This window comes from Rahnella sp. CG8 (assembly GCF_023701875.1).
In the GTDB taxonomy this organism is placed as follows: Bacteria; Pseudomonadota; Gammaproteobacteria; order Enterobacterales; family Enterobacteriaceae; genus Rahnella; species Rahnella aceris.
Genome location: NZ_JABAED010000001.1, coordinates 194,226 through 206,746 on the forward strand (window position 1 = coordinate 194,226; position 12,521 = coordinate 206,746).

Consider the following 12,521-nt stretch of genomic DNA (forward strand, 5'->3'; position numbering starts at 1 on the left):
ATTTTTTGACAATTCCTCTGACAATAAAGAATAGCTTTCAGCCTGACATTTTATATCAAAATGCTAAGGTTGACCTTTGACCATGAACCGTTCGCACGCAAAGTAAGTCTAATCTGAACTTATAAAGGGAGAGAATGATGAGCAAAAGAGAACTGGGTCGTTCAGGTATTCAGGTGCCGCTGTTAACCTTTGGTGGCAATGTATTTGGCTGGACCGTCGATCAGGCTGCCTCGTTTAACCTGCTGGATGCCTTGCTGGATCATAAACTGAATTTCATCGATACGGCAGATGTGTACTCGAGCTGGGTTGAAGGCAACAAAGGGGGAGAATCCGAAACCATCATCGGCAACTGGCTGAAAAAATCCGGTAAGCGTGACCAGATCATTCTCGCCACCAAAGTCGGTAAGCCGATGGGCGAAGGTAAAGTCGGTTTGTCGCCGCGCTATATTAAAGAAGCGGTAGAAGCCTCTCTGAAACGTCTGCAAACGGATTATATCGATTTGTATCAGTCACATGATGACGATGCGGATACACCGCTGGCTGAAACTATGGCGGCATTTGACGCGTTAATCAAAGAAGGGAAAGTGCGCGCCGTCGGGGCATCTAACTACAGTGCGCCGCGTCTGGCCGAAGCGCTTAAAGTCAGCCAGGAAAACGGGCTGGCGCGTTATGAAACGCTGCAACCACAATACAATTTGTATGACCGCAAAGTGTATGAGGAAGCGCTGGAAAAAGTCGTGACAGATAATGGTCTGGGCGTCATCAACTTCTATGGCCTGGCCGCCGGCTTTCTGACCGGGAAATATCGAACCAAAGCCGATGCCGGTAAGAGTAAACGCGGCGAAAACGTGATTGCGCGTTGCCTGAATGAGCGCGGCCTGAAAGTATTGGCCGGACTGGATCAGGTGGCTGAGAAGCATGGCGCACAACCGGGACAGGTTGCACTGGCCTGGCAGATTGCCCGCCCGGGCATTACCTCACCGATCGTCAGTGCGACCTCCCTGCAACAGCTCAATGAACTGGCGCAGGCCGCAACCCTGAAACTCGATGATACCGATATCAGGACCTTAAATGACGCCAGTGCCTGGTAAACCCGGGTTCTGAGATATAAAAAAACCGCCTGATTCAGGCGGTTTGCGTTTATCTGCATCTTTAAATCTTAACGGAACAACGTTTGTGCCCAGCGCGCCAGACCGGCGGTGACCGAGCCAAAATCATTCCCTCCGACCAGCGGGATACCCGGTAACTGAGCCTGCAACGCAGCACGCAATAACGGTGAACGCGCACTGCCACCGGTCAGGTAAATTACATCCGGTTTAATTTCGCTGCTGGCAAGTGCCAGACTGACCTGCTCCTGAATACGTTCCAGTGGCTGAGAAATCGCTTCGCTCAGTTGTTGCTGGCTGATCGTTTCTGCCAGACCCGATTCAATGAAGTCCATTGCCGCCGTTACGCTTTCATGTTCAGACAGTGCAATCTTACTTTCTTCCGCTGCACGAACCAGACGGTAGCTCAGACGTTGTTGCTGAATTTTCAGCAGGCGTTTGATCAAATCAGGCTGTGCTGCATCGCGGATCAGATCACGCAACATGCGGCCATTCGCCACACTATAGAAATCCAGTTGCGCCGGAACGTCGTTGGTCGCGACGGCATTCCAGTAAGGCAGGGCCGGAATAGCGATACCTTTCTGGGTTTCACTGCCCATACCAAATTGTGGTGTCAGTTGCTTGAATGCGGTCATGATATCCAGATCATTACCGCCGACGCGGCAACCACTATGGCCGAGCAGGCTGTTCTGACGCTCTGCTTTATCACGCCATTGTGGCCCCATCAGCAGCACCGAGCAGTCGGTGGTACCGCCGCCGATATCGACAACCAAAACCGTTTTCTCTTCGGTCAGTGTGGCTTCGAAATCCAGACCTGCCGCCACCGGTTCAAACTGGAAAGCGATATCGCGGAAACCTGCGCGTTCAGCCGCACGCTGCAAAATCCCCTGCGCCTGGGCATTGGCCTCTTCACCCCCCATACCCTGAAAGTTAATCGGGCGGCCGATAACGGTCTGTTCAATACTTTCCTGCAAGACGGATTCAGCCTGGCGTTTGATGTGGAACATCATCGCGCAAACCAGATCTTCGAACAGAGCGATCTGTTGAGGTTTCAGGCCATTTGCGCCAAGGAACGATTTTGGCGAACGCACAAAGTACACTTCTTCCGGATCTTCCATATAGGTCGAAAGCGCCTGCAAACCGAAGTTTACGCTGTTGGCATTGACCGGAATATCTTCCTCGCGGTTAAAGCTGATACTGCGACGCAGCAGCGCCAGATTTTCATCACTGCCTGCCGGAACCTGTCCGTGACGGTTCAGCCATTCGCTGACCGCTTCACGTGTCGGCGCACAAAGCATGGAGGGTAAGTAAGGATCGTTATTTTCGAGCGCCAGAAGGTGAGCGTTATTGTCACGCATCACCGCAACGGAGCAATTCGCTGTACCGTAGTCAAATCCAATAAACATCATTGTTCCCCATGCCAAAGAAGGGACGGGACTTTACCGGAGAGAGCGAGATTCATCAAGTCAGATGGGCGGTACAATTCTGAGGAAGTCCCTCTCCTGGGACGGAGAGGGAACAAAGGGCGGAGAATTACTTCATTTCTATCACTTCAATAGCCCCTGTGCTTTCGCGACGACATTATCAGCGGTAAAGCCGAACTCTTTAAACAGTTGCTCTGCGGGTGCGGATTCCCCGAAGGTTGTCATGCCGACAATGGCACCGTTAAGGCCTACATACTTGTACCAGTAATCGGCGATACCGGCTTCAACAGCGACGCGTGCGGTCACAGTTTTCGGCAGAACAGACTCACGGTACGCTGCGTCCTGCTGATCGAAAACATCGGTGGACGGCATGGAAACCACGCGAACCCTGGTACCCAACGCGGTCAGTTTCTCTGCGGCTTCCACCGTGATGCCGACTTCAGAGCCGGTGGCAATCAGGATAACGTCCGGTGTGCCGTCAGAATCTTTCAGTACATAACCGCCGCGAGCTACGTTAGCCAGTTGCTCAGCCGTACGGGGCTGCTGAGTCAGGTTCTGGCGCGAGAAGATAAGTGCAGAAGGACCGTCAGTACGTTCGATGGCGTATTTCCAGGCGATAGCTGATTCTACCTGATCGCCCGGACGCCATGTGTTCATGTTTGGCGTCACACGCAGGCTGGCCATTTGTTCTACCGGCTGGTGCGTCGGGCCGTCTTCACCCAGACCGATAGAGTCATGGGTATACACGAACACGTTGCGGATTTTCATCAGTGCCGCCAGACGAACGGCGTTACGGGCATATTCCACGAACATCAGGAATGTCGCCGAATACGGCAGGAAACCGCCGTGCAGGGCGATACCGTTAGTGATGGCGGTCATGCCAAATTCACGGACACCGTAGTGAATGTAGTTACCCGCTTTATCGTCACCGATAGATTTTGAACCAGACCACATCGTCAGGTTACTTGGCGCAAGGTCCGCAGAACCGCCGAGGAATTCAGGCAGGATTTTACCGAAGGATTCCAGCGCGTTTTGCGAGGCTTTACGGCTGGCAATATTGGCCGGTTTCGCCTGCAATTCTTCGATATATTTCTGAGCTTCGTTTTGCCAGTGAGCGGGAAGTTTGCCGCTCACTCGGCGCTCAAATTCTGCGGCCAGTTCCGGATAGGCTTTTGCGTAAGCCGCAAATTTCTCGTTCCAGGCTTTCTCTTTCGCTTTACCGGCTTCTTTGGCATCCCACTGGGCATAGATATCCTGCGGGATTTCGAAAGGCGGGGAGTTCCAGCCGATATGTTTACGGGTGGCTGCAACTTCATCATCGCCCAGCGCGGCACCATGAGCGCCGTGAGTACCGGCTTTGTTCGGTGAACCGAAAGCAATGACAGTTTTACACAGCAACAGTGAGGGTTTGTCGGTGACTGTGCGGGCTTCTTCGATTGCCGCTTTCACCGCGTCAGGATCATGCCCGTCAATACCGCGGATCACATGCCAGTGATAGGCTTCAAAGCGTTTGGCGGTGTCATCGGTGAACCAGCCTTCAACATGGCCGTCGATGGAGATACCGTTGTCATCATAAAACGCAATCAGCTTGCCGAGCTTCATGGTGCCGGCGAGTGAACAGGCTTCGTGTGAGATGCCTTCCATCATGCAGCCGTCGCCTAAAAAGGCGTAGGTGTAGTGGTTCACGATGTCGTGATTTTCACGGTTAAACTGAGCTGCAAGCGTGCGCTCGGCAATCGCGAAACCTACGGCGTTAGCGATACCCTGACCCAGCGGGCCGGTGGTGGTTTCGACGCCCGGTGTATAGCCGAATTCCGGGTGCCCAGGCGTTTTCGAATGCAACTGGCGGAAGTTTTCCAGCTCTTTCATTGGCAGATCGTAACCCGTCAGGTGCAGCAGGCTGTATTGCAGCATTGATCCGTGTCCGTTAGACATCAGGAAGCGGTCGCGATCGGCCCATTTCGGGTTGGTCGGGTTGTGATTCATGTAATCACGCCACAGCACTTCAGCGATATCCGCCATTCCCATTGGTGCGCCGGGATGGCCTGAGTTCGCTTTTTGAACGGCATCCATGCTCAGGGCACGGATCGCATTCGCAAGTTCTTTACGAGAGGGCATATTCACTCCATCTGTTTTTTTCAAAGCTAAAGTTCAGCGCTTAAATTGAGTTAAAACTAAAGTTGTGCTGACAGCATATCTTCGAGTTTTTTCTGATCGACGGCGAACTGGCGGATACCTTCGGCCAGTTTATCTACCGCCATCGCATCCTGATGATGTTCCCAGAGGAATTCAGCCTGAGTCAGCGGTGCAGGCTTTTTACCCGCCTGAGAGGACGGCTGCAGTTTGCGTTCAACCGGCGCGTCACTGGCTTTTAGCTCTTCCAGCAGGTTGGGAGAAAGGGTCAGGCGGTCACAGCCTGCCAGTGCCAGAATTTGTTCCACTTTGCGGAAACTGGCACCCATGATGACGGTCTCGTAACCGTGGGATTTGTAGTATTCGTAGATATCCCGGACAGATTTCACGCCCGGATCTTTTTCAACGTCGTAAGTGGCATTGGGCTCTTTGGCTTTGTACCAGTCGTAGATACGGCCAACGAAGGGAGAAATCAGGTAGACACCGGCTTCGGCGCAGGCGCGTGCCTGAGCAAAGGAGAACAGCAGGGTCAGGTTACAGTTGATGCCTTCTTTTTCCAGTTCTTTGGCGGCCTGAATGCCTTCCCACGTAGACGCCAGTTTGATCAGAATGCGCGATTTATCAATGCCATGATCCTGATATAAACCAATCAGTTTGCGGGCTTTTTCGATACACAAATCCCGGTTAAATGACAGGCGGGCATCCACTTCTGTCGAGACGCGCCCCGGTACACTTTTCAGAATTTCGGCCCCGATATTGACGGCCAGTTTATCTGTGGCATTGATCACCTGAGCTTCTTTGCTGCCGCCTTGCTTGCGGGCATAGTCCAGCGCGTCTTTAACCAGGTTTTGGTATTGTGGCAGGTCGGCTGCTTTGAGGATCAGCGAAGGATTGGTCGTCGCATCCTGAGGCTCGAAATGACGGATAGATTCAATGTCACCGCTGTCGGCAACGACGGTGGTGATTTTTTTTAGTGCGTCTAACTGGTTCATCTCTTAGCTCCTTGGCGAGAAAAAACGATACAGCAATTAAGGTCGAACGACTCTCTTTCGTAGGGCTCCTACCCTGCATCATCCGGTTAACAAACTGAATGCGCTTTTTCTGATTACTGCAATGGGTCTCAACAATGGCGGCCCCTGTTGCCCGTCAAACTGAGCGTCTGGCGAGAAAAGCGCAAGGACAAACTTTAAGCTTAGTGCATTTTTACGAGACGTCTTCCATGAATGAAAAGTAATCAATGTAACCGCTAATTTTTGGTCGTGATCCGCGTTTAGTCGTGGCAGGGTTATCTATACTGGTCAGCGGGAAAACCAGATGCTGATATTTCCCCGTACCCTACAAAAACAAGAAAAGGATCCTGCAATGGACGAACAACTCAAGCAAAGTGCGCTCGATTTCCATGAGTTTCCGGTGCCCGGAAAAATTCAGGTTTCGCCCACCAAGCCTCTTGCGACACAACGTGATCTGGCGCTGGCCTATTCTCCGGGCGTTGCTGCCCCGTGTCTGGAGATCGCTAAAGATCCGCTGGCGGCATACAAATACACCGCACGCGGCAATCTGGTGGCGGTGATTTCCAATGGTACTGCCGTTCTCGGACTGGGGAATATCGGTGCACTGGCAGGGAAACCGGTGATGGAAGGCAAGGGCGTATTGTTCAAAAAATTCGCCGGTATCGATGTTTTTGATATCGAAGTGGATGAGAACGATCCCGATAAACTGATCGATGTGATTGCCGCACTAGAGCCGACATTCGGTGGCATCAATCTTGAAGATATCAAAGCGCCGGAATGTTTCTACATTGAAAAAAAGCTTCGGGAACGCATGAAAATCCCGGTGTTTCATGACGATCAGCACGGCACCGCCATTATCTGTACTGCCGCAGTATTAAATGGTCTGCGCGTGGTTGGGAAAAGCATTTCCGATGTGCGGCTGGTCGTTTCCGGCGCAGGGGCTTCCGCCATCGCCTGCCTGAATTTGCTGGTGGCGCTGGGGCTGAAACGCCACAACATCACGGCCTGCGATTCCCGTGGTGTGATTTATCAGGGGCGTGAAGAAAATATGGCCGAAACCAAAGCGGCGTATGCCATTGCAGATAACGGCCAGCGTACGCTGGCCGATGCAATCCCGGATGCGGACATTTTCCTGGGCTGTTCCGGCCCCGGCGTGCTGACGCAGGAGATGGTGAAAACCATGGCCAAAGATCCGCTGATTCTGGCGCTGGCCAATCCGGAGCCGGAGATTTTACCGCCGCTGGCAAAAGCCGTCCGGCCGGATGCCATTATCTGCACCGGACGCTCGGATTACCCGAATCAGGTGAACAATGTGCTGTGTTTCCCGTTCATTTTCCGCGGCGCGCTGGATGTCGGGGCGACCACCATTAATGAAGAAATGAAACTGGCCTGCGTTCATGCTATCGCGGATCTGGCGATGGCCGAACAAAGTGATGTGGTGGCTTCCGCTTACGGTGAAGAAGAGCTGTCTTTCGGCCCCGAATATATTATTCCTAAGCCTTTTGACCCGCGTTTGATCGTGAAAATTGCGCCTGCGGTGGCGAAAGCTGCAATGGATTCCGGTGTGGCCATGCGCCCGATTGAGGATCTGGAAGCGTATACCGAAAAACTCGCCGAGTTCGTCTACAAAACCAATCTGTTCATGAAACCCATTTTCTCGCAGGCGAAGAAAGACGCTAAACGGGTGGTGATGGCAGAAGGAGAAGAGGAGCGCGTACTGCATGCCACGCAGGAGCTGATTTCCCTCGGGCTGGCGAAGCCAATTCTGGTCGGGCGTCCCAGTGTCATCGCTATGCGCATCAAAAAGCTCGGCCTGCAACTGGAAGCGGGACGGGACTTTGAAGTGGTGAACAACGAATCTGATCCGCGTTTTAATGAATACTGGCGTGAATATTATGAGCTGATGAAACGGCGCGGTGTATCGCAGGAGCAGGCGCGTCGGGCAGTGATCGGCAATCCGACACTGATTTCTGCCATCATGCTGCTGCGCGGAGAAGCCGATGCGATGATTTGCGGCACGGTTGGCACCTATCATGAGCATTACGATATCGTGGAGAATGTATTCGGGTTTCGCAAAGGTACACATGTTGCCGGGGCGATGAATGCGCTGTTGCTGCCGAGCGGCAACACTTTTATTGCGGATACCTACGTCAATGATGACCCGACGCCGGAACAACTGACGGAAATCACGCTGATGGCGGCAGAAACGGTGAGGCGGTTTGGCATTGAGCCGAAAGTTGCGCTGTTGTCGCATTCCAGTTTTGGTACATCAGACAGCCCGGCTGCGCTGAAAATGCGGCGTACGCTGGAGCTGATTAATGAGCGTGCTCCTGATCTGGAAATTGACGGTGAGATGCACGGCGACGCGGCGCTGGTCGAAAGCATCCGCCAGGACATCATGCCGGACAGCCCGCTGAAAGGTTCAGCAAATATCCTGATCATGCCGAACATGGAATCAGCGCGTATCAGTTACAACCTGCTGCGGGTGTCGTGTTCGGAAGGAGTGACCGTCGGACCGGTGCTGATGGGGGTGTCGAAACCGGTACATATCCTGACGCCAATTGCATCGGTCAGGCGAATAGTCAATATGGTGGCGCTGGCTGTCGTTGAAGCACAAACCGAGCCTTTATAAACACCTTATAGTGAAGAAAACGGGCCTCATAGCGAGGCCCGTTTTTCTCAATCGCTGGCTCAGTATTTTACTTCGCCGATACGCTCCAGCGCATCGACGATCAGATCCCAGAAACGCTGATGATCAAGTTTAACTGCCACTTGTGTATGGCAATCCGGCGGAGCTGGGACGCGGAAATCGGCTACTGTCATGCCCAGCGTTAAAGTGCCGGTCAGTTCGATATCCACCGGCACTTTTTGCACGGTCATTACGTTCGGATCAATCACGTAAGCCACAGCACAAGGATCATGAACCGGTGGAGAATCAAAGCCCTGACGGTCTTTGTAGCTCAGACCAAAGAACTCCAGCAACTCACCGACAAATTTAGCGGGCTGAGTACCCACAGCGGCAATGCGCGCGGCGACTTCTGGTGTCGCCAGCGCCTGATGGGTTAAATCCAGTCCGACCATGGTCAGCGGCCATTTTTCGTTGAACACGATATGCGCGGCTTCAGGGTCAATCTTGATATTGAATTCTGCGACCGCACTCCAGTTACCCACGTGATAACCGCCGCCCATCAGCACGACTTCCTTCACGCGTTCAGCAATGCGCGGTTCTTTGCGCACCGCCATGGCTATGTTGGTCAGCCCGCCAGTGGGTACCAGCGTGATAGTTTTCGGTGGATGAGACATGATCAAATCAATGATCAAATCGATAGCGTGAACCGGCTCCAGCGTAATGACGGCTTCCGGCAGCACCGGCCCGTCAAGACCTGATTCGCCGTGGATTTCGTCAGCCACTTCAATCTGACGCACCAGCGGACGGGTTGCGCCCGCCGCAAACGGCACGCCGGTCAGATTAATAACACGCGCCACGGCAAGGGCATTGCGGGTGACTTTCTCCAGCGTTTGATTGCCGACGACCGTAGTAACGGCCAGCAACTCAATTTCCGGGTTACCGTGAGCCAGTAACATCGCGATAGCGTCGTCGTGCCCCGGATCGCAATCAAGGATGATCTTTTTGACCATTTTTTATTCCTTTAATTAATGTAGTGGTACGTCGGTTTCGTCAGCCAGATCGGATTATTTTTTAGCGTGTTGCAGCCACTTATCCAGTTCATTGGCAAATTGCTGGCGGTCGCGCTGATTAAGCGCGGGTGGTCCGCCGGTCTGTACGCCGCTGGCGCGCATGGTGTCCATGAAATCACGCATATTCAGACGTTCTTTAATGGTTTCAGTCGTGTAACGCTCGCCGCGTGGGTTGAGCGCAACACCACCTTTTTCAATCACTTCCGCTGCCAGCGGAATATCGGCGGTGATCACCAGATCGCCGGGTTCGGTGCGTTTCACAATTTCGTTATCCGCAACGTCGAAACCCGCTTCTACGCGTAAGGTGCGCAGGAATTTTGACGGCGGTGTGCGGATGATCTGGTTGGCAACCAGTGTCACCATCATGCCGGTGCGTTCCGCGGCGCGGAACAGCACTTCTTTAATGACGTTCGGACAGGCGTCTGCATCAACCCAGATTTGCATCAGTTTGGCGCTCCGTTTTCAGATAAGCCCTTTTCAGCCAGCCAGTCGCGAACTGGCAGGAAATCGCTGTAAAGCGCGGCCTCCGGGCTGCCTTCTTCAGGTTGATAGCCGTATTCCCAGCGCACCAGCGGCGGCATCGACATTAAAATGGATTCTGTACGGCCACCGGTTTGCAGACCAAACAGTGTTCCGCGATCCCACACCAGATTGAATTCGACGTAGCGGCCACGGCGGTAAAGCTGGAACTGGCGCTCGCGTTCGCCCCACGGCAGGGCTTTACGTTTTTCCACTATGGGCAGATAAGCGTCGGTAAAGCCGTTGCCCACGGCCTGCATAAAGCTGAAGCTGGTGTCGAAATCCGGCGAATTCAGGTCATCAAAGAATAAGCCGCCGATACCGCGTGCTTCGTTGCGGTGTTTGATAAAGAAGTAATCGTCGCACCACTTTTTGTATTTCGGGTACACATCATCGCCAAACGGCTGGCAAAGTTGTTGTGCTGTCAGGTGCCAGTGGCGGGCATCTTCTTCAAAACCGTAATAAGGCGTGAGGTCAAAGCCACCGCCAAACCACCAGACCGGTGCTTCGCCGGGCTTTTCCGCAATGAAAAAGCGTACGTTGGCGTGGCTGGTTGGCACATAAGGATTCAGCGGATGAATAACCAGTGAAACGCCCATCGCCTGAAAACTGCGACCAGCCAGTTCGGGGCGATGCGCGGTTGCTGAGGCAGGCAGGGTGGCACCGGCAACATGCGAGAAGTTTACCCCCGCCTGTTCAAACACTGCGCCATGGGTCAGCACCCGGCTCTGGCCGCCGCCACCTTCTTCCCGTACCCATTGATCTTCAGAGAACTGGCCGTTGCCATCAGCGGCGGCCAGTTGCTGGCAAATATGATCCTGGAGCTTAAGCAGGAAAGTTTTAACTTGCTGGATGTCGGGAATGGATTGGCTCACGGGCAAACTCGCAGACGTTGACTGAAAAGACATTCAGCGCTTTGCAGGCGCTGAATCAGAAAGAGGAAGTGATTATATACCCAAAATCATCCGGGTCGCCCAGATGCGTCTGCTTTTGGTGGCGGAAGAACTTTACCGTGGCTTGCGTTCATTGGCATCGAAGTAACTGAAGAAATTCACAATACCCTGAGAAATCGCCTGTGCGATCTCGCGACGGAACGCTGTGGTGCTGAGCAACTGTTCTTCCTGGTGATTGGTGATAAACGAAGTTTCCACCAGAATCGACGGGATCGACGGAGATTTCAGAACAGCAAACGCCGCCTGTTCGGTCTGCTGGCTGTGCAGATGGTGGATCGGGCGGATCCTGTCGAGCACGTGATGCCCTAATGTCAGACTGTTTTTGATGGTGTCGGTTTGCACCAGATCGAACAAAACCTGTTGCAGATAATTGTTGTCTTCTTTGGCATATTTCGCGCCCGCGACCAGATCGGCATCGTTTTCTTTTTTTGACATATACCGCGCCATTGTGCTGCTGGCACCGCGATTAGAGAGGGCGAAAACAGACGCGCCGGAAGCGGTGGGGCTGGTGTAACCATCGGCATGAATCGAGACAAACAAATCGGCCTGATGCTGATGCGCCAGTTCAACGCGCTGATAAAGCGGAATAAAGTGATCAGAGTCACGGGTCAGTTTAACTTCAATATGACTTTGTTCGCCGAGGAATTCCCGCACATAGTTGGCGATTTCCAGCACGACGTGTTTTTCTTCCGAGCCTTCATGACCGACCGCACCGGAATCGATGCCGCCATGGCCGGGGTCAATCATCACCAGTTTTTTTGCGCCTGGCGGTTTAGGGGCCGGGGCTGATTTGGTGATGTGTTCCTGCTGCGCAGCGCTGGCAGAGCGCGAACCGAATGCGGCAATCGCTAATCCCAGCCCGGACAACAATAGCTGGCGACGTGTGGCGGTGGCAGGCAAAGGCTGGAAATGCAGAAATTTGTTCAGAGGGTTTAACATCAGTCCGTTACCGTCAGAAAAGTGCAGAATGCTCTATGTTATAGAGTATCTTTTTTATAGTTTCGATCTGAGAACTATTACTTTTTATGAATATTGTGTCGTGAATGATGTCATGACCGAATAAATATCCGTTGCAGGAAAGGTGTCACGTTGTTTTATGTGAAGATTTTATCGTTCAAAATGGTTTGTAAAGTCCTCAATTTGTGATTTTGATGTTGCGTATCAAACAGATCACGCGATAATCATATAAACCCCTATCAACAGCGGCGAACAGTGATGGAAATTCGCGTATACCGTCAAGAAGATTTTGAAGAAGTACTGACCTTATGGGAGCGCTGCGATTTATTGCGCCCGTGGAATGATCCTGAGCTGGATATTGAACGTAAAATTAACCACAGCCCGGAGTTTTTCCTGGTGGCGGAAGTCGGTGGTGAAGTGGTAGGCACGCTGATGGGGGGGTATGACGGTCATCGTGGTTCGGCGAATTATCTGGGTGTGCATCCGGATTATCGCGGGCGTGGCATTGCCAATGCGCTGGTTAACCGTCTGGAGAAGAAGTTAATCGCCCGCGGCTGCCCGAAGATGAATTTAATGGTGCGTGCTGAAAACGATGCAGTGGTCAGTATGTATGAAAAACTGGGTTATGAAATTTCGGATACTCTTTTGCTTGGCAAACGTTTGATCGAAGATCAAGAGTACTGAAGCTGTTTCCTCAATAAAAAGCCCCGGCAAGTATGA

At 52.7% G+C, this 12,521-nt stretch carries 10 protein-coding genes; 3 read left to right on the plus strand and 7 right to left on the minus strand.

Annotation, left to right across the window (positions count from 1 at the left end; genetic code table 11):
• Nucleotides 1-137: 137 nt before the first annotated feature.
• On the plus strand, nt 138-1,091 hold the full coding sequence (locus tag HGO41_RS00945; protein ID WP_013574410.1) for an aldo/keto reductase: 954 nt from the start codon (nt 138-140) through the stop codon (nt 1,089-1,091).
• Between the two features lie 68 nt (nt 1,092-1,159).
• On the opposite strand, the gene yegD is transcribed toward HGO41_RS00945, so the two are convergent.
• From yegD to tal, 3 genes are all read right to left on the minus strand, one after another.
• Nucleotides 1,160-2,512, minus strand: coding sequence for a molecular chaperone (gene yegD, locus HGO41_RS00950; RefSeq protein ID WP_013574411.1), 1,353 nt, complete (start codon nt 2,510-2,512; stop codon nt 1,160-1,162).
• 141 nt (nt 2,513-2,653) lie between these two features.
• A complete protein-coding gene (gene tkt / locus HGO41_RS00955; RefSeq protein ID WP_119261357.1) occupies nt 2,654-4,648 on the minus strand; it encodes a transketolase in 1,995 nt (664 codons plus the stop codon).
• A gap of 56 nt (nt 4,649-4,704) precedes the next feature.
• Nucleotides 4,705-5,655 (minus strand): transaldolase, encoded by a 951-nt coding sequence (gene tal, locus HGO41_RS00960; RefSeq protein WP_112198398.1) that lies wholly within the window; start codon nt 5,653-5,655, stop codon nt 4,705-4,707.
• 370 nt (nt 5,656-6,025) lie between these two features.
• Between tal and maeB the strand changes: the two genes are divergently transcribed.
• On the plus strand, nt 6,026-8,305 hold the full coding sequence (gene maeB / locus HGO41_RS00965; RefSeq protein WP_013574414.1) for an NADP-dependent oxaloacetate-decarboxylating malate dehydrogenase: 2,280 nt from the start codon (nt 6,026-6,028) through the stop codon (nt 8,303-8,305).
• A 59-nt stretch (nt 8,306-8,364) separates the two neighbouring features.
• On the opposite strand, the gene uriH is transcribed toward maeB, so the two are convergent.
• From uriH to amiA, 4 genes are all read right to left on the minus strand, one after another.
• Nucleotides 8,365-9,312, minus strand: coding sequence for a uridine-preferring nucleoside hydrolase UriH (uriH, locus tag HGO41_RS00970; protein WP_013574415.1), 948 nt, complete (start codon nt 9,310-9,312; stop codon nt 8,365-8,367).
• Between the two features lie 54 nt (nt 9,313-9,366).
• Nucleotides 9,367-9,816: a YaiI/YqxD family protein gene (locus HGO41_RS00975; RefSeq protein ID WP_013574416.1), complete on the minus strand. Its 450-nt coding sequence runs from the start codon at nt 9,814-9,816 to the stop codon at nt 9,367-9,369.
• Nucleotides 9,816-10,799, minus strand: coding sequence for an oxygen-dependent coproporphyrinogen oxidase (gene hemF / locus HGO41_RS00980; RefSeq protein WP_015689490.1), 984 nt, complete (start codon nt 10,797-10,799; stop codon nt 9,816-9,818). The genes HGO41_RS00975 and hemF overlap by 1 nt, the downstream gene beginning before the upstream one ends.
• Before the next feature lie 99 nt (nt 10,800-10,898).
• Complete coding sequence (amiA, locus tag HGO41_RS00985; protein ID WP_037036359.1) at nt 10,899-11,783, minus strand: N-acetylmuramoyl-L-alanine amidase AmiA; 885 nt, start codon at nt 11,781-11,783, stop codon at nt 10,899-10,901.
• Nucleotides 11,784-12,059: 276 nt separating this feature from the next.
• On the opposite strand from amiA, the gene HGO41_RS00990 reads away from it, so the two are divergent.
• Entirely contained in the window at nt 12,060-12,485 is a 426-nt protein-coding gene (locus HGO41_RS00990; protein ID WP_013574419.1) for a GNAT family acetyltransferase, read from the plus strand.
• Nucleotides 12,486-12,521 lie beyond the last annotated feature (36 nt).